Annotated in this window: 27 protein-coding genes and 1 tRNA gene; 16 read left to right on the top strand and 12 right to left on the bottom strand. The window is 59.8% G+C overall.

The window, feature by feature from the left end; all coding sequences use genetic code 11:
- Window positions 1-85 precede the first annotated feature (85 nt).
- Window positions 86-1,435: a 7,8-didemethyl-8-hydroxy-5-deazariboflavin synthase subunit CofH gene (gene cofH / locus OOF89_RS04120; protein ID WP_266079852.1), complete on the top strand. Its 1,350-nt coding sequence runs from the start codon at window positions 86-88 to the stop codon at window positions 1,433-1,435.
- An 86-nt stretch (window positions 1,436-1,521) separates the two neighbouring features.
- Here cofH and cofG read toward each other — a convergent pair whose 3' ends face one another.
- A complete protein-coding gene (cofG, locus tag OOF89_RS04115) occupies window positions 1,522-2,640 on the bottom strand; it encodes a 7,8-didemethyl-8-hydroxy-5-deazariboflavin synthase subunit CofG (RefSeq protein WP_266078721.1) in 1,119 nt (372 codons plus the stop codon).
- A 316-nt stretch (window positions 2,641-2,956) separates the two neighbouring features.
- Between cofG and OOF89_RS04110 the strand changes: the two genes are divergently transcribed.
- On the top strand, window positions 2,957-3,679 hold the full coding sequence (locus OOF89_RS04110; protein ID WP_266078719.1) for a S26 family signal peptidase: 723 nt from the start codon (window positions 2,957-2,959) through the stop codon (window positions 3,677-3,679).
- Between the two features lie 38 nt (window positions 3,680-3,717).
- On the opposite strand, the gene cofC is transcribed toward OOF89_RS04110, so the two are convergent.
- The 4 genes from cofC to OOF89_RS04090 form a co-directional block, all read right to left on the bottom strand.
- Window positions 3,718-4,350: a 2-phospho-L-lactate guanylyltransferase gene (gene cofC / locus OOF89_RS04105; protein ID WP_266078717.1), complete on the bottom strand. Its 633-nt coding sequence runs from the start codon at window positions 4,348-4,350 to the stop codon at window positions 3,718-3,720.
- Window positions 4,351-4,418: 68 nt separating this feature from the next.
- Window positions 4,419-5,216 (bottom strand): hypothetical protein, encoded by a 798-nt coding sequence (locus tag OOF89_RS04100; protein ID WP_266078716.1) that lies wholly within the window; start codon window positions 5,214-5,216, stop codon window positions 4,419-4,421.
- Window positions 5,194-6,369, bottom strand: a complete 1,176-nt coding sequence (locus tag OOF89_RS04095) for a tubulin/FtsZ family protein (protein ID WP_266078715.1) — start codon at window positions 6,367-6,369, stop codon at window positions 5,194-5,196. The genes OOF89_RS04100 and OOF89_RS04095 overlap by 23 nt, the downstream gene beginning before the upstream one ends.
- Window positions 6,370-6,644: 275 nt before the next feature.
- Window positions 6,645-7,529, bottom strand: coding sequence for a complex I NDUFA9 subunit family protein (locus OOF89_RS04090; protein ID WP_266078713.1), 885 nt, complete (start codon window positions 7,527-7,529; stop codon window positions 6,645-6,647).
- 83 nt (window positions 7,530-7,612) lie between these two features.
- Between OOF89_RS04090 and tmk the strand changes: the two genes are divergently transcribed.
- The 5 genes from tmk to OOF89_RS04065 all read left to right on the top strand — a co-directional run bounded on the left by tmk (window position 7,613) and on the right by OOF89_RS04065 (window position 11,690).
- The gene (tmk, locus tag OOF89_RS04085) at window positions 7,613-8,200 is read left to right on the top strand and encodes a dTMP kinase (RefSeq protein WP_266078711.1); all 588 of its coding nucleotides are present in this window, start codon (window positions 7,613-7,615) and stop codon (window positions 8,198-8,200) included.
- Between the two features lie 74 nt (window positions 8,201-8,274).
- A complete protein-coding gene (locus OOF89_RS04080) occupies window positions 8,275-8,841 on the top strand; it encodes a hypothetical protein (RefSeq protein ID WP_266078709.1) in 567 nt (188 codons plus the stop codon).
- A gap of 378 nt (window positions 8,842-9,219) precedes the next feature.
- On the top strand, window positions 9,220-9,720 hold the full coding sequence (locus tag OOF89_RS04075; RefSeq protein WP_266078707.1) for a CBS domain-containing protein: 501 nt from the start codon (window positions 9,220-9,222) through the stop codon (window positions 9,718-9,720).
- 224 nt (window positions 9,721-9,944) lie between these two features.
- A complete protein-coding gene (locus tag OOF89_RS04070) occupies window positions 9,945-10,700 on the top strand; it encodes a M23 family metallopeptidase (RefSeq protein ID WP_303657566.1) in 756 nt (251 codons plus the stop codon).
- Window positions 10,701-10,760: 60 nt separating this feature from the next.
- Entirely contained in the window at window positions 10,761-11,690 is a 930-nt protein-coding gene (locus tag OOF89_RS04065) for a DMT family transporter (protein ID WP_266078705.1), read from the top strand.
- A gap of 33 nt (window positions 11,691-11,723) precedes the next feature.
- Here the strand turns inward: OOF89_RS04065 and purQ are convergent, their stop codons facing one another.
- Both purQ and purS read right to left on the bottom strand, forming a co-directional pair.
- Complete coding sequence (gene purQ / locus OOF89_RS04060) at window positions 11,724-12,398, bottom strand: phosphoribosylformylglycinamidine synthase I (protein WP_266078703.1); 675 nt, start codon at window positions 12,396-12,398, stop codon at window positions 11,724-11,726.
- Entirely contained in the window at window positions 12,395-12,646 is a 252-nt protein-coding gene (gene purS, locus OOF89_RS04055; protein WP_266078701.1) for a phosphoribosylformylglycinamidine synthase subunit PurS, read from the bottom strand. The genes purQ and purS overlap by 4 nt, the downstream gene beginning before the upstream one ends.
- A 268-nt stretch (window positions 12,647-12,914) precedes the next feature.
- On the opposite strand from purS, the gene OOF89_RS04050 reads away from it, so the two are divergent.
- The gene (locus OOF89_RS04050; RefSeq protein ID WP_266078699.1) at window positions 12,915-13,883 is read left to right on the top strand and encodes a formyltetrahydrofolate deformylase; all 969 of its coding nucleotides are present in this window, start codon (window positions 12,915-12,917) and stop codon (window positions 13,881-13,883) included.
- A 12-nt stretch (window positions 13,884-13,895) separates the two neighbouring features.
- Here OOF89_RS04050 and OOF89_RS04045 read toward each other — a convergent pair whose 3' ends face one another.
- A complete protein-coding gene (locus OOF89_RS04045; protein ID WP_266078697.1) occupies window positions 13,896-14,528 on the bottom strand; it encodes a class I SAM-dependent methyltransferase in 633 nt (210 codons plus the stop codon).
- 302 nt (window positions 14,529-14,830) lie between these two features.
- Window positions 14,831-15,790, bottom strand: coding sequence for a diacylglycerol/lipid kinase family protein (locus tag OOF89_RS04040; protein WP_266078695.1), 960 nt, complete (start codon window positions 15,788-15,790; stop codon window positions 14,831-14,833).
- Between the two features lie 54 nt (window positions 15,791-15,844).
- On the opposite strand from OOF89_RS04040, the gene OOF89_RS04035 reads away from it, so the two are divergent.
- The gene (locus OOF89_RS04035; protein ID WP_266079850.1) at window positions 15,845-16,549 is read left to right on the top strand and encodes a PHP-associated domain-containing protein; all 705 of its coding nucleotides are present in this window, start codon (window positions 15,845-15,847) and stop codon (window positions 16,547-16,549) included.
- 116 nt (window positions 16,550-16,665) lie between these two features.
- Here the strand turns inward: OOF89_RS04035 and OOF89_RS04030 are convergent, their stop codons facing one another.
- Complete coding sequence (locus OOF89_RS04030; RefSeq protein ID WP_266078693.1) at window positions 16,666-17,079, bottom strand: Lrp/AsnC family transcriptional regulator; 414 nt, start codon at window positions 17,077-17,079, stop codon at window positions 16,666-16,668.
- A gap of 102 nt (window positions 17,080-17,181) precedes the next feature.
- Here OOF89_RS04030 and carA point away from each other — a divergent pair, with 102 nt between their 5' ends.
- Window positions 17,182-18,252, top strand: a complete 1,071-nt coding sequence (carA, locus tag OOF89_RS04025; RefSeq protein ID WP_266078691.1) for a glutamine-hydrolyzing carbamoyl-phosphate synthase small subunit — start codon at window positions 17,182-17,184, stop codon at window positions 18,250-18,252.
- Between the two features lie 36 nt (window positions 18,253-18,288).
- Here the strand turns inward: carA and OOF89_RS04020 are convergent, their stop codons facing one another.
- A complete protein-coding gene (locus tag OOF89_RS04020) occupies window positions 18,289-19,017 on the bottom strand; it encodes an SDR family oxidoreductase (RefSeq protein ID WP_266078690.1) in 729 nt (242 codons plus the stop codon).
- 260 nt (window positions 19,018-19,277) lie between these two features.
- On the opposite strand from OOF89_RS04020, the gene OOF89_RS04015 reads away from it, so the two are divergent.
- Together OOF89_RS04015 and OOF89_RS04010 are read left to right on the top strand one after the other, a co-directional pair.
- The gene (locus OOF89_RS04015) at window positions 19,278-20,327 is read left to right on the top strand and encodes an N-acetylmuramoyl-L-alanine amidase (RefSeq protein WP_266078688.1); all 1,050 of its coding nucleotides are present in this window, start codon (window positions 19,278-19,280) and stop codon (window positions 20,325-20,327) included.
- Window positions 20,328-20,400: 73 nt separating this feature from the next.
- Complete coding sequence (locus tag OOF89_RS04010) at window positions 20,401-20,673, top strand: hypothetical protein (protein ID WP_266078686.1); 273 nt, start codon at window positions 20,401-20,403, stop codon at window positions 20,671-20,673.
- A 105-nt stretch (window positions 20,674-20,778) separates the two neighbouring features.
- On the opposite strand, the gene carB is transcribed toward OOF89_RS04010, so the two are convergent.
- Window positions 20,779-23,913, bottom strand: a complete 3,135-nt coding sequence (carB, locus tag OOF89_RS04005; protein ID WP_266078684.1) for a carbamoyl-phosphate synthase large subunit — start codon at window positions 23,911-23,913, stop codon at window positions 20,779-20,781.
- Between the two features lie 136 nt (window positions 23,914-24,049).
- Here carB and OOF89_RS04000 point away from each other — a divergent pair, with 136 nt between their 5' ends.
- From OOF89_RS04000 to OOF89_RS03985, 4 genes are all read left to right on the top strand, one after another.
- On the top strand, window positions 24,050-24,355 hold the full coding sequence (locus tag OOF89_RS04000; RefSeq protein ID WP_266078682.1) for a hypothetical protein: 306 nt from the start codon (window positions 24,050-24,052) through the stop codon (window positions 24,353-24,355).
- Window positions 24,356-24,594: 239 nt separating this feature from the next.
- Complete coding sequence (locus OOF89_RS03995) at window positions 24,595-25,143, top strand: FxsA family protein (protein WP_266078680.1); 549 nt, start codon at window positions 24,595-24,597, stop codon at window positions 25,141-25,143.
- A 36-nt stretch (window positions 25,144-25,179) separates the two neighbouring features.
- Window positions 25,180-25,253, top strand: a tRNA-Ile gene (locus tag OOF89_RS03990).
- A gap of 163 nt (window positions 25,254-25,416) precedes the next feature.
- Entirely contained in the window at window positions 25,417-25,935 is a 519-nt protein-coding gene (locus tag OOF89_RS03985; protein ID WP_266078678.1) for a DUF302 domain-containing protein, read from the top strand.
- The last annotated feature ends 82 nt before the right edge of the window (window positions 25,936-26,017 follow it).

Below are 26,017 nucleotides of genomic sequence, written 5' to 3'. Positions count from 1 at the left end.
TAGGCTGCTGAGAGATATACACACTCGTGTGATGGGTTCTGCCGTGACCCTGCGCTTTTTCACGGTCGAACTGGATGAGGAGGATATGGCTAACGTGCGCGGGGAAAACAACGTTCCGCGGGACCAGTTCGGTTTCGAACACGTCCCCGAAACCGACCAATCGTTCGAGAACGCGCTCGAAGCGGCACGAAACGGCGAGCGGTTGACGGTGGCGGACGGCGTCGAACTGCTGACGACCGGAACGGAATCGCTCGGTATCGACATCGCCAGAAAGGAACGCGTGTTGGAGGCCGCGGACCGGCGCAGAGAGGAAGTCGTCGGCGACTACGTCACATTCGTTGCCAACCTGAACAACAACGTCACGACCGCCTGCAACACCGGCTGTCTCTTCTGTAATTTCAAGAACACTGCCCAGAATTTCGAAGTCGGCGCTGGCGAACACGGTGGATTCACGAAAACGCCGGAAGAATCCCGCGATCTCGTCGCGGACGCCCGAGAACGCGGTATTTACGAGGTGACGTCCGTCAGCGGACTCCATCCCGGACTCGCGTTGGATGACGAACACCGTGAAATTCTCGAAGCCAGTGACCGCGGCGACCTGAACTACAAATCGCCCGAGGCATACGAAACCGACCCGAAAACGTACGTCGAACATCTCCGCGCGATGAACCTTTCCGGAATCCACGTCCACTCGATGACGCCGGAGGAAGCCTATCACGCCCGGCGTGGGACGGAGTGGGGGTACGAAGCGGTGTTTGAGAAACTGCAATCCGCCGGACTGGCGAGCGTTCCCGGCACCGCCGCCGAGATTCTGGTGGACGAGGTGCGCAGAGTCATCTGTCCCGGAAAAATCGACACGAACGAGTGGTTGGAATCGATGGAAGCCGCGGCGGCCGTCGGACTCGACATGACGGCGACCATCATGTACGGCCACGTTGAAAACGAGATGCACCGCGTGATGCATTTGGAGCGGGTTCGTGACCTCCAAGACCGAACCGGCGCGATAACCGAGTTCGTTCCGCTATCGTTCGTCCATCGAAACACGCCGCTCTACGAACGTGGAATGGTCGATGCTGGCGCGACCACCCACGAGGACGAACTGATGATTGCCGTCTCGCGGCTCTTTCTGGACAACGTCGAGAACATCCAATCGTCGTGGGTGAAGTACGGCGACGCACAGGGGTTAAAGATGCTCTCCTGTGGCGCAAACGACTTCATGGGAACCATCCTCTCCGAGGAAATCACGAAACGGGCGGGGGGCGAGTTCGGCGAGTTCCGCTCGTTCGAGGAGTACGTCGAGATGATAACCGCAATCGGCCGGACTCCAGCGGAGCGTACCACCGACTACCGGCAGATTCGACCGATCGACCCCGACGATTCTCCGTTCGGTCCGACCTTCGGTCCGTGTGCCGACGGAACGCCACTCCTCGAGTAGGGTATGAAACGTGTGACCCCATGGTGCCCGGTTTACTGGCATGATGTCAGATCGGATCGGCTGTCGTGTCGGTGCCACCGATGGGTTCACGATGGCGGCCGGTAGGAAGGCTCGTTCCGGGAGAGAACAGTCCGGTATCGCTCACCTGCGACACCGTCGGATTCGATTTTCTGCCGGATGCGAGCGGACGTCCACTCCCGTTCGTCATCGAGGAATCGACGATACACTGGTAATCGCTCACGTAACGGCACCCCGGCTTCCGCCGCGATGTCCTCCAACTCCCGTAATGCGGGCCACGCGTACTCCGGATTGATATAGTCGTCCGTGACTGGCGAGACGCCGCCCAAATCATCGACGCCGCAGTCGAGGAGTTCGCGCGTCGGCGAGAGGTTCGGCGGTACCTGTACGGAAACCTCGTCGGGAAGTGCCGCTCGGGCCATCGCCACGGCCCGTCGCATCGTTTCGACGGACGGTTGTTCGAACCGTGAGCGCTCGTTGGGTACGACGTTCTGCACGATGACTTCCTGAATGTGACTGTACCGCTCGTGGAGTTCCCGAATTGCAAGCAGGCTCTCGGCTCTATCGCGCCACCCCTCGCCGATACCGACGAGGAGTCCGGTGGTAAACGGAACGTTCAATTCGCCCGCCGTTCGGATCGTGGCGAGTCGTTGGCCGGGGTTCTTCCGTCGAGGGCCCGCGTGGGCCGACACGTCGGCCGTCGTCTCCAGCATTACGCCCATGCTGGCGTTCACGTCGGCGACGAGTTCCATCTGGTCGCGTGTCTGGTCGCCCGGATTCGAGTGGGGGAGCAGTCCCTCCTCCAGCGCGAGTTCACACATCTCGCGGAGGTACGAATGGATGGAATCGTGCCCCCACTCCGCGAGTTGGTCATTGACCTTCGTGTAGCGGTCGTCGGGGTCGTCGCCGAAGGTGAACAGGGCTTCCGTACAGCCTGCGTCCGCACCCATCTTGACGGTTTCTCGGACTTCTTCGGGCGAGAGCAAGGAGGCCTCCCCCGGCGGGTCGAAGTAGGTGCAGTAGGTGCAGGTGTACCGGCAGGCCGTCGTGAGGGGGATGAAGACGTTCTTCGCGTAGGTGAGCGATTCCGCCGGTTCCACGTCCTCCGGGGTGACGGCGAGCAGTCGGTCGATGTCGGCCTCGTCGAACGTGATGTCGATATCGTACTCGTCGGCCCCCGGAATCATTGACTGGTTGTTGGACGGGTGGGTAAAAGTTCGTTTGGAAGTCGGATACGAGTGTGTGGGACCGTCCTTATTCGTTGATTCCTTATCAATAATGTGGATTGATATTTTCTTTCTATACTGCTCCGGGACTTTGGTGAATGCAGTGATCCACTTCCCCAAAACAAGACATCGAGTAGAGTCAGCAGTGTTCAGCGACAGAAGCGTTACCCTCCGACGTTACGATAAAACCGACTCACAAGGGCGACTTGCTCACTTTCTATAACAACCCGTGAAATCCGAATCTTCAAGCCATTTAACTCTCAAAACAAAATAACGAATGTCACCGCCCGACGACGCCTCTCCACGCGAAGTTTTCCACTGGTTCAGAACGACCGAGGACGAACCGGTCGCCTTCATCCGTGATATCCTCACGACGGCGATGTGGGCGGTCGGAATCGGTCTGCTCCTGTTCGCGATCAGCGGCGTCTGGCCGCCGCTGGTGGCCGTCGAAAGCGGCAGTATGGAGCCGCAGATGTACCGCGGTGACCTCATCTTCGTGATGGAAGAACATCGATTCGCGGGCGATGGTGCGCATGCAAATACGGGAATCGTCACCTACCGCGCCGGACAGCGGTCCGGCTATTCGTCGTTCAACGAACCCGGCGACGTGATAATCTTCAAGCCGGACGGAAACGGACGGGCGACGCCGATAATCCACCGCGCCATGCTTTGGGTCGAAGGGGGCGAAAACTGGTACGGCAGAGCCACCCCCGATTATGTCGGCGATGCGGACAACTGCCGAGAACTGGCCAACTGCCCGGCCCCACACGCCGGTTTCATCACCAAGGGCGACAACAACGCTGGCTACGACCAAGTCGGATTCGGCGCGTACACCGGTCCCGTCAAACCGTCGTGGGTCGTCGGCAAGGCGAAACTCCGAATTCCGTGGCTCGGACATGTCCGACTCCAGTTCGCCACGACCACCGCGCCGGAACCGCTGGACCTCGAAACGCGTCCAGCGACGAACTCGACCACCGTTCCGATCCGTGTCCTGGCGTAATTTTCGACCGATAGTTTCCTTCGACCGTCCAGTTTTCCCTACTGCCCCGTCCCCTCGATTCGCCGGTCCCGACCCGCCTCGACTCGTCCGTCCGTCACTGAGAGCGAGAAGCCTGCCCCCCGAAGCCAATCGCGGGCCGACCCGTCGCTATGCATCAGCACCTCCGCGATGTCGGCCGATTCGTCCACGTCGGTTGCGAGCCGGTGTGAATCCACCTCCGCGACTGAGGCCCCCGCATCGTTCGCGATTCGGCAATGGTCGAGATACGAGGTTCCGTGGTAATCCACCCGAAATTCGTCGTGGCGGGAGACGAGCGCGTTCGTCCCGCCGCCGCGACCCGGCGCGAGCACCACGTCGCCAGCGGTCGAGAAAAGCCGTTCCAATGCGTTCGGCGTCGCCAGCGCGAGGTCCGCCATCACGATTGCGGTGGCGTCGTTTTCCCCCAGCATGTCGTTCACCGCGGGAGTCAATGGTCGTGAATCGACCGTCTGGGGTGCGTCCACGTCGGTTGGACTGGTGGTGAGCACTCGCGGTTCGTGTCCCGTCGCGCGAATCGCCGAGAGTACGTCTTCGAGCATCGCCATCGAGAACTCCCGACGCTCGTCGGGGCCGAGGGTGTCGGCCAATCGCGTTTTCGGGTCGCTCGCCGAGAACGGCACCACCACCTGCATGGTCATCCCTACTGGGTTGGCGTGTTAAGAAGTTGCGAAAACGGCGTCGAAAATCGGCGTCAGTGTCGTTACCGCAGTCGGTTCGTGTTCCGTTGCTGGGAACGGTACCAGAACCCAGCACCGCCGACGACTACGAGACCCACGATAGCGACGCCACCGTACATCAGCAGTTCGCTCTGTTGGGCCGATTTGTTGGCCTTCTCTGCGGCCGAACTGGCGCTGTTTTCCGCTTGTCCGGCGATATCGACGGCGTTGCCGAAGTTACCCGCCTCGTAGGCGGAGATGGCGTTTTCGACGCGTCCCTCGGCATCCTCGGTGTTCGCACCGGCCGGGGCTTCATCGATGGCCTTCTGCGCGGCGGCTATCGCTTCTCGTGCGTCCGTGCTATCCTCGGTGTGGTAGTTCGCCGACCACGAATCGATTTCGTCGCTGTTGCCGCCCTCTCGGGTCTGGCTCAGTGTGGCGAGCGTGAACGCCTGTTGGGGTTCGTATGTGAAGTTCTCGATTTCCGGAACCGTTCCGGACACCTTCACCACTGTTTCGCTCGCGTCACTGTCGAGCGTGAGGGAGTGGTTGAACGACTGGCCGTCGTAGGACTTTTTCGCCTTCTGATTTCCGGCCTGGTCGTACGTCGTCACCGTCCACGTTACGTCCATCAGTTCAGTCTCACCGTTGAGCGTCCACTGCTCGTAGTCGCTGTAGAGGTCGGTTAGCGTCAGCTTCGCGCTCACTTCGTCTCCCACGTTCGCGTCGTCAGGAATGCCTTGCGTCTCGGTCGAAATCGCCGCGGCAGGGACGACTGCCGAGAGGGCAAGTGTGAGGACGAGGAGAAGTGCTGTCAGCTTAGAACAACGGGTCGAGTTCATCCTCATCATCCTCAACGAGATTTTCGAGATTCGTCTCGCTCTCCTGTTTGATGTCGTCGATGTTGTCCTGCGCTTCGATGGCGACCTGCTGAAGCTCCTTGATTCGTGGCACGTTCGTCACTCCCGAGAGGAGGACGACGCTGGCCACGTTGGGTTCGTTGACGGGATAATCGCCGCCGCGAACTTCCATACTGCCGGTTTGCTCCTCCAGCCACTTCCGCCCGCGCTCTATCCCTTTGCGGTTCAGGTGCTCGGTCGGACCGCTCATGACGAGCAGTGCACGCTCGGTTCCCTGAATCTCACACGGAAGCGTTAGACGGCCGAGTGCTGCCTTTCGCACGAGACTGGTGATTCGGTTCGTCGTGTGTGCGGTATCCTCCGTTTGACCGCCACCGCTGCCGGTGAATCGGGAAAGGAGCCCGCCGGAGTTCTGCATTTCGACTTCCTCGGCGGCGTAGCCGATGGTCGAGACGCCGCCCCCAGCGAGCGTGTTGATGATTTCGCTGGAGTCCACGACGCTCTCTGCAACGTCGTCGTCGCCGCCGATTTCACCTGCTCCGAAGAGGATACCGAACCGCGTAACGATCTCCTCGTTGATTTCGGAGTAGCCGCTCTGAACGCTCTCACCCGATTGGCGCCACGAGTCGTTGTCGAACACCATCAGGTTGTCCACTTCGCGGACGAACGTCTGGAACGAGCGCGCCGCGTTGAGGGTGTAGATGCCTCCTTCGTCGCCGCCAGGGAGGATACCGAGTCCGTAGACGGGTTCGGTGTAAATTCGTTTCAGGTGTTTGGCGACGACCGGTGCGCCACCACTTCCTGAACCGCCGCCCATTCCGGCGATGATGAGAAACGCGTCGACTTCGTGAACGGGGATGTTGTCGATCGCTCCCTGTACTTCGTCGATGTCCTCTTCGGCGATTTCCGCGCCGAGTTCGTTGTCCGCACCCACGCCGTGACCTTTGACGCGGGACTGTCCGATGAGCACCCGGTTTTCCTCCGGAACGTGCTGTAGGCCCATGAGGTCAGCGCGAGCGGTGTTGACTGCGACTGCGGCGCGCACGATGCCGCTTCGTGTTCGCTGGTCATATTCCAGGAACTTGTCAACTATTTTTCCGCCTGCCTGACCGAATCCGATCATCGCGAGTTTCATTTTTCGGTACCGTTCTCCGTTGAGAGAACAACAGAACTAAACACCGTATAAACCTTGTGGTGTTTGGTGTATTACTTAAAAGATAGTCGCAGCAGTAAACGCCTTGAGGCGGTATTTTATCACCATTCTGGTATCGGAATAGACAGTACGCAGACATCCTCTCTTTAAGTCTGGATATGTCCACGATGTCGGGGGTTATGAAGTGTGGATATGTGCAAACTAGTTAGAAAATTGCCAACTCCGCGCGCGCTCGTCCAGACGCTGGTTCGAGCGCCTCAGCTTTCGACGCCGAGGTATGTCGCCAGCGTCGTCAACGAACTTGGTTCGACGCCGAACGCCGTCACGTCGTTCTCCTGCACGGTGTTGTCGAACTTCAGCGACCGATACTGGTCCGCACCCATCGGGGCACCCGGAATCGTCCCGCCGATTTTCAACCCCGCCCCCGCCAATGCCATCGGCACCGAAACGATAGTCACCGGTTGCCCCTCCGCCTGCCGGACGAGTCGCGCCACGTCAGCGAGGGTGAGTACTTCCGGTCCGCCGATTTCGTAAGTTTCGCCGTCGTGTGTTTCCTCGACGCTGGCGGCGAGCATCGGTGCGAGGTCACCGATCCAGATCGGTTGGAATCGCGTTCTGCCACCGCCGGGAAGCGGTGCCAGATACGGCGGCGTGAGTTTCTTCGTGAACGAGAGAAACTCGCTCTTGTCGCCGAAGACGACCGACGGGCGGAAAATCGTCCACCGGAGGTCTGAATTTTTCACGAGTCCCTCTGCCTGTCCCTTCGATCGAATGTACTCCGTCGGACCGGTCGGGTCCGCACCGAGGGCGCTCATCTGGACGATTTTTCCGACACCGTGCTCTTCGGCGGCCTGGACGATGTTCTGGGTGCCACCGAGATGAACGCTCATGTGTGTCACTCCTCGCGGCGGTTTGAACAACGGCGAGAGGGCCACGAGATTTACGACTGCATCTTGGTTCTCGAACGCGTTCTCGATGGACGCGAGTGCGGTCACATCGCCTGTCGCTTGTTCGACACCCGCTGGAACGTCGGCATCGTCCGGAGTGCGTGCGAGCACCGTCACCTCGTGTCCTCGCCCGTGTAGTTCGCGAACGAGATTGCGCCCGATAAATCCGGTACCGCCAGCTACGAGAACCTTCATAGTACGGATATGTACGTGATTGTAGGTAAAGCTGTCTACCACGAAACCCGGAAGGTTTTACCTCCCAACTCGAAGGTCCGGCTATGCTGCTAACGCTGGAGGGACTCGACGGGAGCGGAAAAACGACCGTCTGGGAGGTGCTCCACGAGGAGTTTTCCGATGCGGTGTTCACCCGCGAACCGACGAACTCGTGGTACGGGGAGGCTGTCGATCGTTCAATTAATGACGACGATGCGGACTCCATTGCCGAACTGTTTCTGTACACCGCGGACCACGCGGCTCATCTCTCGAACACGATTCGGCCCGCGTTGGACGACGGAAAACTCGTCATTTCCGACCGCTACTCGGACTCCCGCTATGCCTACCAAGCGGTCGCGCTGGAAGGCCACGTCACGCGACCGATGGAGTACATAATCGGAGTTCACAAGCCATGGACACGACCGCCGGACTGCACTATCTATCTCGACGTTGACCCGGAAACCGCGGCGGCGCGGAGTGGGGCGACGAACAAGTTCGAACAGGCTGGATTCCTCGCGCAGGTGCAGTCGAACTACGAACGATTGATGGATGCGGAACCCGGTCGCTTCGTCCGTATCGACGCGACACGATCGCCCGAGGCGGTCATCGACAGCGTCGTTTCGACCATCGAACGCGTCACGAGCGACGAGTAGTGTGGACGGTCGGAACGATCTATTGGACGACCGGTCGGACGAGTAGTTTTCAGGGTGGGGGTCGTACGACCCCTATGGCAGAACGGGATGACGACTCGGGATTCAGTTTAACACTGCCCCCGATGCGCCTTCCACCGGTGACGTTCCCCGACCGGGTTCGCCTCATCGCTCCCCTCTTCGAACGCCCGGAGCATCCGGAAAAGTCGGCACGACTTCGCGTTCGTGTCCGAACGCTCGTCGTTTTCCTGCTTCTTTTCGATGCGATCGACGCTTTGTTCGCTCTCCAAGGTTCGCCAGCACCGTGGTTTCGAGCGGTAGTCGGAACCGCGATATTGATGATCATCGTCGGTCCCGTGAGTGTTCTGTATCTCTGGGAAGGAGTGGCGGTTTTTGCGGGCGTCGGCTGGTTCGCAGTCGTCCCGTCAGCGACTCTGTTGTTGCTTGTTCGATTTGTTCGGCAGGTCGACTTCCTCGGGCGGGGGCATCCAGAACAGGTCGATGGAGAGCCCGAGCGTGAATGGAAGCACCCAGACGAGAATGAGCGCGGTTCCCCTATCTCGGATGCCGGTGCCCCCGAGTCCGACCGCACCACTCAACAGGATGGTGGTGGCGACATAAACCAAGGGGACGAGGAGGAGTGAGTACACCACGGCGCCCCACTTCGTCGAGAGACGAAGGCGGAAAAAACGAATAACGACTGCCGTGATGACGGTGTTGACGAGGATGATGACGAGGAATCCGAACGCCGTGGCGGCCGAGACCATGCTCGCTAGTAGGATGTCAGTGCTCTTTTGCGTACCGGAAGACGACGGGAAATCGGGCCTTTTCTCGACGTATTTCTGTCGTACCGGAGCACGATGGATAACGCGACCGTTGTGCCTGTGAGCGGTCGGTTCGTATCTAACGGTCACAGTCGAAACCATTCCATCATCTTCGACTGGCTCGACGCCGTTGCTAAACCCTCGATGCTTTTCCACCCCGTAACAAGGTTTACGCTGCCATCTCACCTTCCATCTCGTATGGCAATCACCGCTCGTGACCTTATGACGACCGACGTCGAAACGGTTTCTCCCGACGACGAGATCGGTGAGGTGTTGACCCGCCTTGCCCGTGTTCAGTTCAACGGTTTCCCGGTCGTCGAAGATGGGGAACTCGTCGGTATCGTGACACAGCACGATCTCGTCCACATTTTTCAACCAAGCGACCGGACGCTCTGGATTCCGATCGGTTTCCCACCGTTTCTCGAGAGTCTGGAGTACGGAATCGACCTCTCGTGGAACGAACTCGACGCCGGACTCGACCTCGCGAAAAACGCGGGCAAACCGATCCACGAGATCATGACCGAGGAGGTGGTGACGGTTTCGCCGAACGATGAGTTGGACCGGATTCTCGATTTGCTGGCCGACGCCGAGGCGGATATCAACCGATTACCCGTGCTCGAAAACGGCACACTCGTCGGAATCATCGCGCGACAAGACGTGATTCGTGCGATTCGTGATCAGCGCCGCTCCTCGAAATAACACGTCCGAAGGCGGTGCCCATTGGATACCAACCAGATTTTAACCACGAATCACCGATCTATTCGGTTCGTCTTTGTAATCCCCGGCTAGCTATATTATTTGACATATGTTCGAACTCACCATGCCCTCCTGAGATATGGCTGGCAAATAAATTCACAACAATTAGTAATAAATCTAGTATACTAGATTGTAGTATTAAGTGCTGACTACGCTATTTGTGTTTCATGCGTTCACACAAAACGCTTGGACGACGACAGTTCATGACTGCTGCTGCCGGAACCGCCGCCGCCGCTGCTGGTGTCGGTGCACTCTCCGAAACAGCGAGTGCTGCACGATTCAACAAATATAGCTCCGTCTATACGACGGAGGACCTCTCCGTTCGTTCCGGTCCGGGAACGGGTTACTCCCGAAAAGCGGTCGCCGACAAATATACCGGCGGTTACGTTCTCGCTGGCCCACAAAACTCGAACGGCTACACCTGGTGGAAGGTACGATACAACGCGGATTCGAGCGGAAGTACGGTTACTGGCTGGTCCGCAGGCGACTGGCTCGTTCACTCGGACTTCTCTTATCCCGCAACTGGAATCGTCACCGCGACCTACTACGACAGTCGAAGTTCGGGTAATCACGGTGCCGTGGACATCGCCAACGACCGATACACGAACGTCCGCGCGACTCGCGGCGGAACCGTCGGAACCGTCGGATGGGACCCTGACGGGTATGGAAACTACATCATCATCAATCACAGCGGTGGCTTCCAAACCTTGTACGGTCACCTCTACTCCGTTCTCGTCTCGGAAGGCGAGAGCGTCTACTGGGACCAGCACATCGGAGAGATGGGAAGCACCGGTAACTCCACCGGCCCGCACGTTCACTACGAAATCCGCAAGAACGGTGTCCGACAGTACGTCCCGCCGAGCGAGTCCGACGAAGGAAACAAATACTTTGAGCGGAGCGGCGTCCCGAAAGTTTACTACTAACTCCGGCATTCGACGGGGGTTTTCGAAAGCTACTCCCTTCCGCGAGGGTGATGTCGAGTAGTGACCCGGTACAGAAATGCAGTGCTGTTCGTCTTCCTCGCCGCCGTCTGGGGGTCCGCGTTCATGGCCATCAAGGTCGGACTGGACTACTTCCCACCGGTGTTGTTCGCGGCCATCCGCTACGACGTTGCGGGCGTCCTGATGCTCGCGTATGCCGTCTACGTCACCGACCGATGGCTTCCGCGCACCAACGATGAGTGGCGACTCGTCCTCGTCGGCGCCGCGTTGATGATTGCGGGCTATCACGCTTTCCTCTTCATCGGCGAAACGGAGACGACGAGTGCCGTCGCGGCTATTATCGTCAGCTTCAGCCCCGTCCTCACCACGGGGTTCGCGCGCGTCCTCCTTCCCAGCGAACGGCTCGAACCGTCGGGAATCGCCGGACTCTTCCTCGGACTCGTCGGTGTCGCCGTGTTGAGCCAACCGAACCCGAACAACCTGCTTGCGGACGATTTCGTCGGCAAAATCCTCGTGCTGCTGGCGGCGCTCTCGTTCGCCTTTGGAAGCGTACTCACACGCCGAATCGACGCCGAACTGCCCATCGAAACGATGGAAGCGTGGTCGATGCTACTCGGCGCGCTCATGATGCACGTCATCAGCATCGCCCGCCCCAGTGAATCGTTCGCCGCGGTCGAGTGGACGCCGGAAGCACTCGTCTCACTCGCCTATCTCTCGCTCGCCGCCAGCGCGATCGGCTTTCTGGTCTACTTCGACCTGCTGGAACGACTCGGTCCCATCGAAATCAATCTCGTCTCCTACGTCGCACCCGTCTTCGCTGCGGTCGCTGGCCTGTTGTTCCTCGATGAAACCATCACGCCCCTCACCGCGCTCGGGTTCCTCATCATCTTCGTCGGATTCTGTCTGCTGAAGCGACGGGCGATTTCGCGTGAACTGCCACGTCTTACCGGCGTCTTCTCGTCCGGTCGATGAAAACAAAAGACGAAATCCGTGCAACGTCCGGACTTACGCGAAACCGTACAGCACGCCTTCACCGTCAGTTCCCCCGATGTCCGGCAGGGTCGCCCGCTCCGGATGCGGCATCATGACCGCGACGGTGTCCGACTCGCCGACGATTCCGGCGACGTTTCCTTTCGACCCGTTCGGGTTCGTTGCATCACTCACGGTACCGTCTTCGTCGCAGTAGCGAAAGAGGACTCGTCCCTCCGAATCGAGTTCGTCGTACTTCTCCTCGGTAATTTCGAATCGGCCTTCGCCGTGAGCGATCGGAACTTCGATGACCTCGCCCTCATCGTAGACAGCGGTCCACGGGGTATCGGCGTTCTCGACGCGTAGGTAGACGTGTTCGCACTGGAAGCGTGCACTTCGGTTGGTCGTGAACGCACCGGGAGTCAGCCCCGATTCACAGCCGATTTGTGCGCCATTACAGACGCCGAGGACGGGGACACCCGACTCGGCGGCCTCGCGCACTTCGGCGACGATCGGCGAGTTCGCGGCGATGGCTCCCGCACGGAGGTAGTCGCCGTAGGAGAACCCACCGGGGAGCATTACACCGCTTACGTCCGCTGGTAACCCATCCTCGTGCCACACGAGCTCGGCGTCGATATCGAGGTGTGAAAGTGCGCGTTTGGCGTCTCGGTCACAGTTGCTCCCGCCGAACTGAACGATAGCGACGGTCATCGTTCCTCGACGGCCACCGTATAGTCGTGAATCGTCGGATTGGCGAGCAGACGCTCCGCCATCTCTCCGGCGCGCTCTTCGGCGTCAGTGACGGATTCGGCATCGAGGTCGATTTCGAACTGGTCCGCCGAACGGAGCGACTCCAGTTCGAAGCTGAGTCGTTCTAGTGCTTGTCGGGTAGTTTCCGCTTCAGGGTCGAGGACACCCTGCTTCAGCCGAACCGTCACCGTCGCGGTGTAGCCAGTCATCACCTATTCCTGCGTGTCTGTGTTCAAAAACTCTTTTGGAACGATTCTCTTGTACACGTTTGTGTATTCCGAAGCGCGAAATGGTTCGAACACGCTCCTTCGAGTGATTTTTCGGTCAGCTTTGCCCGCTTCTTCGAGTGATTTCGGTTCAGGCTCCCCGTGACTCGTATAGGCGGTGCCGAAAATTTTGCAACGTCGGCAACGTTTTTGTTCCTCCACTGCTTTACACCCATCTCATGACTATCCCCCGTATTTGGCAGGTGGAACGATGAACTCCCGTGAGCTAACCGAAATCACGGTCGTCGGAAACGATGACACCGGACTCGTCGCCCGTGTCACGACCCTCCTCTTCGAGCGGGGAATCAATATCGAGGACGTCGATCAAGCGGTTCGTGACGGTATCTTCCGGATGACGATGCACGTCGAAACGAGCGATATGACGGTGGACGAACACCGGCTCCGCCGCGACTTGGCTGACCTCGGCGACGATTTGGATGTGGACGTCCGGGTGCGGTTTCCGTCTGAACGAGACACGCGACAGGTCGCCGTCCTCGTTACGAAAGAATCGCACTGTTTGCAGCGATTGCTCGCTGCACGAGGCGACCTCGATGCCGAAATCGGCGTCATCATCGGTAACCACGACGACCTCGAACCGGTCGCTAAACGACACGGTATCCCCTTCCACAACGTTGGTGACGAGAAGGGCGTCCACGACGAGGATCATCTCCTTTCCCTACTGGACGATTACGATATCGACCTCCTCGTGCTCGCACGGTTCATGCGGATTCTCAGTCCGGAAGTGGTCTTTCGATACGAGGGTCGCATCATCAACATCCATCCCAGCCTCCTCCCGGCGTTCCCCGGCGCGAAAGCCTACCGACAGGCGAAGGAAGCGGGCGTTCGCGTCGCTGGTGTCACCGCCCACTACGTGACGACCGATCTGGACCAAGGGCCGATCGTCACCCAGCGCGTGTTCAACGTCCCCGACGACACGACTGTGCCGGAGATGCGCGAACGTGGTCAGCCCCTCGAAGCGGACGCACTGCTCGAAGCGGTGCGCTTGCATCTCAACGACGACGTATCGGTTCGGCGCGGCCGCACGGAACTCACGGACACCGACGAGGAGTACCGCCTCGGCATGCCGTCGAAACTGGGCGAGGTGACCCCCGACAGCCCCATCGATGGGAGTGTTATCGATGAGGCAACCGGCGAATCGATCGGCGAATCGGACGACTAAGACCGACGATCGTCACCCACTTTTTCGAGCGAGAACGAAATCGGTCGTATCGCCCATCGAATCGTTGACAGTCCGCCGCCAGCGGACTTCGAATCCAGCATCTTCGACAATGGTCGTACTTCCCTCGGGCGCGAGAGTGCTCCAGTGCATCTCGACGCCGGTTCCGAGCCAATCGTCGTTCGACCCTTCCCACGCCGACGAACCGACCGTGAGAAGGAGGTATCCTCCGGGTCTGAGGACACGATGGAACTCCCGTATCACATCGGGATGTTCATCGATCGGGACGTGGATGACCGAATAATACGCACAGACGCCGTCGAATGCCTCGGTTGAAAGACCCAACTGCGTCATGTCGGACTGACAGAACCGTCCGGCAGGGACGTTTTCGCGTGCGCGCATCACCTGTTCGCGAGAGAAATCGATTCCGACGAGGTCGTATTCGGCGGCCAATCGCCGAGCGATTGGCCGCCCCGCGCCGCAACCGGCATCGAGCACGCGGGCGTTTTCCGGGAGACGATCACAAAACTCGCCCAGCAGCACCGTATCGTCGCCACTTTGCGCTCTCTCTGCGAGATAGTCGTCCGCGATTTCGTCGTACGCCCGGCGGACCTCGGTGCGGCGAACGTCGTTTCTATCGGGGGACATACGGGGACGTCGATTGGTTGGTTCGTCTTCCGATAAAAACGTTCGGTGGTGATTCGTCGTCCGCGACTGTTCCCGTCACGGGTACCTACTGGAACTGGTTCTGTGACCCGATGGCTTCGGTTGCTGGGGGTTGTTTGCACACGGCGATCGAGTCGCACACCCTCCTACCGACGTATCGAATACGGAGCGTGCATCGCGCAGTTGCGTTCATTACCGCCACAACACTGATTCGAGCGTGGTTCCGAACTCCCGAAGTTCTGGAAAAAAGCCGTGAATTCCGACCAAAAGCCACTCCTCGCCTCTCACTCGTCGTTGGGGACTGGCTCGTACTTCGAGCCGACGGGGAGCTCCAGCGCGCGTGGCATCACGCCGAGGGTCAGTTCGTTCCACTCCCCTATCTCGCCGTCTAGGCTGAACTGCACGGGGTCGTCCCGGGCGATCTCGATATCCACCGTCGGCGCTCGTAGGTGTGTCACGTTCTCGGACTCCGTGCCGAACAGTCGCTGAAGGAGGGCTTCTCCGACGAGGTTCGGGGCGGGCATCTCCTCGATGATCGTGACGTTGAGCAGGCCGTCCTCCATGTTCGCTTGCGTTCGCCCCTTCGCGGGGAATCGTCGACCGTTTCCGACGAGGACGAAGACGGCATCACCCGACCACGATATCTCGCCGTCGCTCGATGTGGTAACGGTCAACGGAACGCCGTCGAAATCGGCCATCAACTGCAACGTGTTCACGACGTAGGCGAGCACGCCGAGGCGCTCTTTTTGCTCGGAGTCGGTTTCGACGCTCGCGTCCGCGGTGAGGCCGCCGACGCAGGAGTTGATGAACTCCCGATCGTTCGCGGTCCCGAGGTCGATTCGTCGCCGCTCGCCGCGTTCGAGCACGTCGAAGGCGTGTTCGATGCCGGTGATGCCGATATTCCCGGCGAAATTGTTCCCGGTTCCCGCCGGGATGACGCCGAACGTCACCGAATCGAGTGCATCCGCCGAAACGAGACCGCGGACGACCTCGTTCAGGGTTCCGTCGCCACCCGCCGCGGCCACCATCGATGCGCCGTTCTCCGCGGCTTGCTCCGCGAATTCGACGGCATCCCCTTCTTCGCGGGTTTCGAGGATCGTAAAATCGCGTTCCGCAGCGAGTTCACGGACCTCTTCGGCGTGTTCTGCGTCCCCGCTAACGGGGTTCAATACGACGACGCGCTCGTACTCGATATCGTCCGTCGCCGCGAGGTCGCCCTCTGTTCCAGCCTCGTCGGCATCCATATGGTAAAAATTCGGCGGAAAAACCAAAGTTCTGTCGGCAGTATATTTACGGACGTGTTCGCCATCGACCTTCACGCCCATACGCGGTTCTTCCACGGCCACGAGCGGGCCGCGGAACTGTTCGACCCACTCGGTGTCAGACTCCTCACGCTGGCCGCACGCTACCGCGAACTGGATGGAGTCGCGCTGACGAACCACGACTACTATCGTCCGTTCGGCGGTCTTCCGGTCGAGACGATTCCGGGGATAGAGATTTCGACGACGAAGGGCCACGTGCTGGTCGTTGGCCCCGACCCCCCGACCAGCACCGAACCGGGAACGCTGACGCCCCACGAGGTAGTCGAGATGGCCCACGAACGCGGATGTGCGGCCATCGTTGCTCATCCCTACCGGAATAGCACGGTACGCGAAGTCGGTGCGGATTTCGACGCGATCGAAGTAAACGGCAAACACCCACGAACGGAGGAGTGGGTACGAACCCTTGCGGAACGCAACGGCCTCCCGCTGGTCGGCGGCAGTGACGCTCACTATCCTGTCGAGGTCGGTCGCGCATACACGCGTGTGGATGCTGACGTGCTCACCCCCGGAAACGTCGTGGAGGCGATTCGAGACGGCCGCGTCGAACCCGCGGTCCGACGCGGAACGTTCGACCAGGGTGTTCGACGCCTGTATCGAAGGATCCACGAGGGGAAGGACAACCTTCATCGCCCGAAGGAGGAATCGCCGGGCGTAGGGGAACCGCCGCAGCCCGAGGATTGAGACCGTAATCACCCGGTTTTCCTTTCGGGTTCGGACGAAGTATCCTCACCCGAGTCGTTCGTCCAAGAGCGACCTTCGACTCATCTCGGTACCTTTCGGGTTCGGACGAGGTATCCTCACCCGAGTCGTTCGTCCAAGATGAGTCGAGTCTTCGTGCTCACGACTTCTTCCAACTCACGTGCACGGGTGATGAGTTGATTCACGCCCTGTGTGTCGGCGGCGTCCACGACCAGGACGATGTCGTCTTCGCCGCTGACTTGCCAGACGAAGTCCACCTGTTCCCACTCCGCGAGTTGGTCGGACATCTCGGTGGTATCGACGGCCACGTCTACCCCGATTTCTATCATCGCCTTCACGTTCCCTGTTCGAGTTGCGACGGTAAACCGCTCGATAACGTCCTCCTCGGTCATTCGTTCGACTCGATTTCGAACCGTTCCTTCCGAGGTTCCGACCTCCTCGGCTATCTCCGTGTACGGTGTTCGGGCGTCTCGTCGGAGGAGATTCAGAATCTGTCGATCGAGTGCGTCCATTGAGATTAGCACCTAGTCGGGGCTGCTACTTCATGATTACGAATATCGTAACAATGCTTCGAAAGCAAGGTTTATTATCCCGGATTCCATATGAATCTCGTAATGCCGGGTGCCTATGTTGCGCTGGAGGGTGGCCATGTGGTGGAAGCCCGTGGTCGCGCTCCGGGAACGGCTTGCGGGGAACTGGTTTTCACAACAGCATACACTGGATACGAAGAGAGCCTCACGGACCCATCCTACGAGGAACAGGTCCTGACGTTCTCGTATCCGCTCATCGGGAACTACGGTGTCCGAGAGGAACGCTTCGAAAGCGACCGAGTCCATCCGCGCGCCGTCGTCGCGCGTGAACTGACCGACGACGTCGCGGAGTGGCTTGAAGCCGAGGGCGTTCCAGCGGTCGACCACCTCGATACGCGCGACCTCGTCGGCGGGATTCGGGAACAGGGCGCGATGAAGTGCGGTATCGCGGTCGGCGAGAACGCCACGCCCGAAGACGCGCTCGCGGAACTCGAACGCTGCCCGGGGATGAGCGACCACCAAGACATCGGTTCGCAGGTCAGCGTCCACGAACGGGAGATTCACCTCGGCGAAGACACCGACGACGAGAAGACGGTCGCACTCATCGACTGCGGTGCGAAGGGAAGCATCATCGACGCGCTCGTCGAACGCGGCGCGGACGTTCACGTGCTCCCTCACGACGCGACTACCGATGATGTCGAGAGCGTCGACCCCGACGTGTTGTTCGTCTCGAACGGCCCGGGCGACCCTGCGAACTTCGAAGCGGCGCAGGAACTGGTCGAAAACTACGTCGGTGAACTCCCGCTCGCGGGTATCTGTCTCGGTCAGCAGATTATCGCCCGTGCGCTCGGTGGGACGACGGAGAAGATGGACTTCGGCCACCGCGGCGTCAACCAGCCAGTTCGTGACCTCGAATCGGGTCAAGTCGTCATGACCACGCAGAATCACGGCTACACCGTCGCCGACCCCGGGGACCTCGACGTAACGCAAATCAACGTCAACGACGACACCCCGGAAGGGTTGGAAAGCGACGAACTGTCGGTTATCACTCGTCAGTATCACCCCGAAGCCAACCCTGGCCCCCACGATACTTTCGACTTCTTCGACGATGTGCTTTCGATGGCACCCCGAAAGCGGATCGTCGCTGCCGACTGATCCGGCGGGTCCGCATCGACTCCGATTACATCGACACTATTCTCCGATTTCTATCGTGTTCTCGCCCGGAATTTGCCAATTCAGCTCGACTACTCCCCGGGCGGTCCCGCGCAATCCATCCCGACTGACGACTTCGAACGTTCGGTTTTTGGCCTCGGGGGTAAACGGCGCGGCCACCATCAGCCGAGCAACGTCGGCGCGTGGAATCGCGCCGGAAACGGTTTCACCACCTTCGCCGATCAGCACGTCCTCGGTCGCAGGGGCGTTCGTCAATCTCCCCGGCCGGATGATAGTGTAGGAGAGTTGGGACGTACGAAGCACTGCTTCGGCGTGATTTTTCGCGTTCAGGTTGTTCCAAAGCAGCGCCCGAAACGGTGCTGGCATCCCTTCGCGGGAGTCGCCGACCCCGATCGCACTCTCGAAAACGAAGTGGTCGATATCGGCCGCAACTCCCGCATGAACGAGGTTTTCGACGCCCGCCCCGTCCACGAGCCGTCCGCCGATAATGACGCTGGGACCTGGCTTCGAACCGACCGCACAGAGAACTACGTCGCAGTCGGTGACGGCTTGTGAGGCGTCTGCCGGGTCGAGGAGATCTCCGACGATAACCTCGTCTGCACCCTGATTCGAGAGCTTGTGCTCTTCGTCCGGCGACCGCGTCATCGCCCTGATGGTGAGGTCGGCGTTCCGAAGCCGTGTCAGTATTTCCCGGCCCGTCCTCCCACTGGCACCCGCGATCAACACTCGTTGTCTCTCAGAACTCATCTCCACCGTTGTTCGCTTAGGACGGGCAAAGTTCTCGCGGCCGTGACGGTTACGATTCGACTGTCAATACGCGGTCCGAAAGGACATAGCATGATAGGGGTGTGTTATTTCCGTCGGCTTCCGAAACCTCGAACTACTACTCCTGTCGAGCGCTCTTTAAATTCAGGGGGTAACGTACATCGACTATCGTGTTCTGGACGTATTTTTCACCATCTAATTAAAAATATTTAAGTCGGGTCGGAAAATACAATCGGGTGGTTATGACACCATCACGACGGCAGTTTCTCAAACTCACGGGCGCGACAGCAAGTACGGGAGCGATACTGGCGAGTGCGTCGCCCGTTTCTGCGCACGCGAAACCGAATATGCGGTGGGTCGCGGCGGATTCGAGCAACTACGATGACGGTCGGTACGGCGAGAACATAAACTGGTACATCGTCCACGTCGCGGAAGGGAGTTATTCGGGAACGATCAACTGGTTCCAGAATCCCGATGCCGATGCTAGTACCCACTACGTCATCGAAAACAAGGATGACCCCGAAATAACGCGGATGGTGGACGAATCGGATACGGCGTGGCATGCGGGCAACTGGGAGTACAACAAACAGTCGCTCGGCATCGAACATCCGGGCTACACGGGCGAAACGACGTTCGTAGACGGCATGTACGAAAAATCCGCCGAAATCGCACAGTGGGCGGCAGAGACGTACAACTTCCCGCTTCGCGTCCGACGGTACGACGTCGCGCCGTGTAATCCAAGCGATGACGGTGGTATCATCGGGCACGACCAGATCCCTGACCCGAACAACTGTTCGGCGGGCGGTGGAGCGGGTCGCCACGGTGATCCCGGTTCGACGTGGAACTGGGGTCGCTACGAGGGCTACCTCCGACGCTTCCACATGGGTGCTGGCCAGCACGTCGTCACTTCTTCCGATCTCAACGTTCGGGACAGTCCGAACGGCTCCGCCATCGACACTGCACCCGACGGCACGGCAGGTGAAATCCTCAGCGGCCCGGTCAACGACGGCGGTTACGAGTGGTACGAGGTCGATTATGAGGGAAGCACACAAACCGGTTGGTCGGCGGCCGACTGGCTTCTCTACGCGCGGTTCGGCCCGAGTGACAGCGTGACAACTACCTCCGCGCTCTCGGTGCGCACCAGTCCCGATGGGACGAAAATCGATACCGCTTCCAACGGCGAAGGCGGAACCATCCTCGATGGTCCGGTCGATTCCGGTGGCTATCGCTGGTGGAAGGTCGATTACGACAGCGCACAAACCGGTTGGTCGGCTGGTTACTGGCTCCAGTAAGCAGTCGGCAGCAAGTTTTCGTTGTGTTCGAAGCATTCGGAACAAAAAAGTGTCCGTAGGGATACTGGTAACTATGGGCAAACCTGTCGTCGGCAGTAAAAATAACATCACGTATACCGAGGTACACGCCGGAATTCTCGGTATCGTCATCGGTGTTCTCGCGGGATACGTTAGCGAACTCGGATTTCACAGCATGGCGGTCGGTGTCGCCATCGTGTTCATCATGATTTCCCTCGGCGTCGGGATTCGCGGCGACGTGCCGATAGCCCAGCGGACGATTCGGCGCGAACCGTGGTATGCACTGACGGCGTTCTTGCTCGGTGGTGCGATCGGGACGTTGATTTGAATCGGGGGTTCCGTATCGCTGAAAATAGCCGTACTGTGGTGGTACTGACGGTGAACTGTTCGAGCGTACCTGATATCAAAAATACGCTTCTACCAGCCAGTTATCTCATCCCCATTTCTCAGCACGCTTTGGCCTGTCGCCGACGGACTGCACGCACAGCGGTTCATCGCGCGCATCGAGCGCTTCGACAGCGGCCTTCGCACCTGCGACGGTCGTGAAGTACGGAACGTCCTCTTCGACGGCCATCTCGAGCGCCTCGCGGTCGTCGGTCACGAGGAGGTCGATTTTCCCGGCACGAATCGCATCCGCGGTGTTCTCGAACTCGGCGAGGTCGTAGTAGTCGCCGAAGCCAGCCACGTCGAGTTCCACGGCTGCGGTGCCCTCCTCGGGCAGGGCGTTGTACGCGGCGGCCTGTGCCTTCTCGTAGGCTTTGCCGAACGAATCGGCGGTTCCCATCACTTCTCCGGTGGATTTCATCTCCGGGCCGAGGCGGGGGTCGGACCCGGAAAGGCGGTCGAACGGGAGCACGACCTCCTTGACGCTCGTCTGTTCGGGGATCTGCTCCGTCGCATCGAGTTCGGACAGCGTCTCGCCGGCCATCACCTTCGCGGCGAGTTTGGCGATCGGAACGCCAGTCGCTTTCGAGACGAACGGAACGGTACGCGAGGAGCGCGGGTTGGCTTCGAGGACGTACACTTCGTCGTCTTGCACCGCCAGTTGGACGTTCATCAGACCGACCGTGTCGAGGGCGCGAGCGATGTCTTCGGTAACTTCGCGTACGCGACCCAGCGTCTCGTCGTCCAGCGAACGAGGCGGAATCATACAGGCCGAGTCGCCCGAATGAACCCCGGCGCTTTCGACGTGTTCCATGATTCCGCCGATGACGATATCTTCGCCGTCGCTCACGGCGTCAACGTCCAGTTCGACCGCGTTTGCGAGGAACTCGTCCACGAGAATCGGCTTGTCCGGCGAGACGCGAACCGCCTCCTCGATGTACTCTTCGAGTTCGTCATCGTTGTACACGACGTCCATCGCGCGACCGCCCAGGACATAAGAGGGACGCACGAGGACGGGATAGCCGATTTCGTGTGCGAGGTCGAGCGCTTCTTCCTCGCTCGTCGCACTTCCGCCGGTCGGCTGAGCGATACCCAAGTCGTCCATCAGGCGGTTGAAGCGGTCGCGGTCCTCCGCGAGGTCCATCGCGTCAACCGTTGTTCCCAGAATCGTACAGTCCAGTCCCCTGCGTTCGATTTCCGTCTCGAGCGGGTGACCGATATCGACCGAGGTCTGACCGCCGAACTGTACCATCACGCCGTCGGCGTTCGTCGCCTCGATAACGTCGGCGACTTCCTCGGCAGTGATCGGTTCGAAGAACAGTCCGTCGGAGGTATCGTAATCGGTCGAAACCGTCTCGGGGTTGTTGTTCACGACGTGCGCTTCGATACCCATCTCGCGCAGGGCGCGCACGGCGTGCACCGAGCAGTAGTCGAACTCGACACCTTGGCCGATGCGAATCGGACCGCCGCCGACCACGACGACGCTCTCGACGTCGGTGTCGACTTGGAGTTCGTCACGACCCGAGAAGTTTGTCTCAAGGGCCGAGCGGGCCGAGTAGTAGTACGGTGTCGATGCAGCGAACTCGCCAGCGCAGGTGTCTACCTGTTTGAACGAGCGGTCAGGGGCCGACGTTTCGACGACTCCAACGTCCGCACCGGCCATCGAGGCGACCTCCTGATTCGTGAACCCTTTCTCCGCGGCACGGTCGAAGTTCCCGTCTTCGGCGCCCTCGGCCGCCTCCGCGATGCGTTCGTACCGTTCGACGTACCACCCTTCGATTCCGGTGAGTTCCGCGACCTGTTCGGCGGTGTAGCCGCGCTCGAACGCCTCGAACATGGCGTAGGGGCGGTCAGGTGTCGGCGCTTCGAGGTAGTCAGTTTCGAGTTCGTCGTCGCCGACTTCGCTCCACTCCACGTCGGGTTCGTACTCCGAACTGCGGAGGGCTTTCAGCAGGCTTTCCTCGAACGTTCTGCCGATCGCCATCGCCTCGCCGGTCGATTTCATCGCGGTGCCGAGTTCGAAATCCACGTCGTCGAACTTGTCCTTGGGCCAGCGCGGCACCTTCGTCACGACGTAGTCGATTGCGGGTTCGAACGCCGCCGTCGTCTGGCCGGTGATTTCGTTCTCGATTTCGTGGAGGCGTTTGCCGAGTGCGACCTTCGCGGTGACGCGGGCGATGGGATAGCCGGTTGCCTTCGACGCGAGTGCCGAGGAGCGAGAGACTCGGGGATTCACTTCTACGACGCGGTACTCCCCGCCGGGGGTGCCGTCGTCACGCCACGCGAACTGGATGTTACAGCCGCCCTGAATCCCCAAGTCGCGGATGACTTCGAGGGCCGCGTTGCGCATCTCTTGATGGCCGTCGTCGGGGATGACCTGCGAAGGCGTGACGACCGTGGACTCCCCCGTGTGGATACCCATCGGGTCCAAGTTCTCCATGTTACAGATGATGATACACGAATCGTCGGCGTCGCGCATCACTTCGTACTCCAGTTCGACCCAGCCGGCGATCGATTCGGTGATGAGCACCTCGTTGTTGCGCGAGAGTCGCAGTCCCTTGCGGACTCGCTCCTTCAGTTCGTTCATCTCGCCGACGACGCCCGACCCCGACCCGCCGAGGGTGTAGGTCGTGCGTGAGATGACGGGCAGGCCGCCGACCGATTCGACTGCTTCCTCGACCCGTTCGCCGAGTGCGTCCGCATCCACGTCACCGACGGATTCGTCGTCTTCGAGCGTGATGGTCGTCGAGCGCGGAACCGGTTGGTCCAACTGTTCCATGCGCGCGCGGAACAGATCACGGTCCTCGGTGGCGTAGATGGTGTCGAGCGGCGTTCCCATGATATCGACGTCGTACTCGTCCAGTACACCCTCCTCGCTCAACTCCGCGGTAACGTTCAGTCCCGTCTGTCCCCCGAGCCCGGCGATGACTCCGTCGGGACGTTCCTTTCGGATGATTTCCGCGATGGCGTCCGTGGTGATGGGTTCGATGTATACCTCGTCGGCCATCTCCGGGTCGGTCATGATGGTCGCCGGATTGGAGTTGACGAGAACGACCCGTGCTCCCTCTTCCTGTAGCGCGCGGCAGGCCTGTGCGCCGGAGTAGTCGAACTCCGCGGCCTGTCCGATTTGGATGGGTCCGCTTCCGATGAGCAAGATCGTTCTGTCTTCGGTGTCCTCGGTCATGGCTGTTATCGGTGTGAAGTTCGTACATCGTAATAAGCCCCACGAAAGATTACGAGGTGCGAAACCCAGTTTCGAATTTCGGAATCGCGGGCGATAGGAGAGGAATGTGTGACCAGTTCGTATCGCTGAGGGCAGTATGACGGCTAAAAACGGTGAATACGGTGTCGTGACGATTGCTGATGTTAGGCACGAGCCACTCCCTCCTTTCTTCCCTCGCCCGTCGCCTCCAGGCACAGCAGGCGGGCGAGTACGTGACCGATTTGCCACCGCGGGTCGAAAAACGACTTGCTGCAGAAAACGGCTGATCGGCCTTGGAGCGGGCGGCCCAAACCGACCCGCCCGCCCTGCAATCGAACCGGGAATGGGGAACGAACGAGCGAACCCGAACACGCTGCGAGAGGAGCGAGTTCGGGACGAGGAAACCGTCGACATCCTCGGATGAGCAAACGCCAAGCGTTTGTGAGTTACGGAAGACTGCTGGTTTTTACGTACCGCGAAAGACGGTCCGTCTCCCGCAGGTTTAGCGTACGCCTCGCGATTACAAACGACAACACCTCATCGAGCCTTCCGCCAGCACCAAAACGACGTTCAACGACGCAGACCCGTCATCCAAATCGTTCACCTCCCCGCCGACGCATCAGCAGGTAAAGGGTTTTACAGTCGGAACCACTACGTCCGCGCATGTGGAAACGGTTGCTGGCGCTGCTGCTGTTGATTCCGTTACTGGACGGGTTGTTCCTCGTCTTCGTCGCTGGGAATATCGGATGGCAACTCACCGTGGCGCTCGTCGTGCTGACCGCCCTTCTCGGAATGTTACTCGTGCGCGCGGAGGGGAGACACACCATCAGGAAGATTCAGTCCGATATCCAACGCGGTGACATTCCCACCGATCGCATCATCGATGGTGGATTCTTGCTCATCGCAGGTGCGTTCCTCCTGACGCCCGGACTGATTACGGATACCCTCGGATTCCTGCTCGCGTTCCCCGTGACGCGGGCGATGTTCCGAACGGTCGCGAAGAAGTGGGTCATCACGCCCTACATCGACAAGCAGACCGGCGGGTTCGCCTCGGGTAACATCTACACGTTCGGGTTCCCGAACCCCGGAAACTCCGGCGGAGCGAGCAGTTCGAGTAGTTCCGGCGGAAACGGTGGTGACACGTATCGGATGGATTCGGACACCTACGACATCGACTTCGAGGAGGATTCCGATTCGAAAAGAAACCCTTAAACGTTGCAGGGCGCAACGATGAAATGCGCTCACTGAGGGCCAATAGCTCAGTTAGGTTGAGCGCTCGGCTGATAACCGGGAGGTCCGCGGTTCAAATCCGCGTTGGCCCACCTTTCAACGGGGGCCGAGGACATAATCTCCCCAGCCACCTAATCTTGCTGTCCACAACAGTTCTGAGGAGCTCCTCTCGTAATGACTGCTTAGTACGAGTATCCTCGGTTTCAGTTCCGACTGTGGTGAATAACAAAGGCATCCCTCGCCGACTACGTCGCTATGCCGAGGAAATCGAATCGACGAACGATGTTGAAACTCGCCAGCGCACTTCTCGGCGGCGGCGCATTCGCCACCGTCGGAGGAGCGACTCGACAAACAACTACTGGAACCCAACCCGACGAAAACGGCCTCGTAACGGTCGAAAGCGACCGTAGTTTCGACGAGACCGTCGAACGAATCGAGGGAGATATCGAGAACACGGACGCGCTGACCCTCGTCACGACGGTTGACCACTCCGATAATGCCGAGTCAGCGGGTCTCGATTTACCGCCGACGGTGCTGTTCATTTTCGGCAATCCGGAACTCGGCACGCCGCTGATGCAGGCGAGTCGAACCGTCGCCATCGACCTGCCGCAGAAACTGCTGGTCTGGCAGGACGGCGAGACGGTGAACGTCACCTACAACGACCCGCAGTATATCGCAAATCGTCACGGCATACGGAATCAGGAGCAACGACTCGATACGATTGGCCGCACGCTTCGCGCGCTCGCCACTGGTGGTACAGGGAGCGGACTGTAGTGGCAACGGCAACACCAGTTCGTAATCCCGACACCGAAACTGTTTGCCGCGGTGTTCCGCGACGGCGTGCGACGGATCGTGT

Source organism: Haladaptatus caseinilyticus, from assembly GCF_026248685.1.
In the GTDB taxonomy this organism is placed as follows: domain Archaea; phylum Halobacteriota; class Halobacteria; order Halobacteriales; family Haladaptataceae; genus Haladaptatus; species Haladaptatus caseinilyticus.
This window is presented reverse-complemented; position numbering and strand designations above follow the sequence as displayed.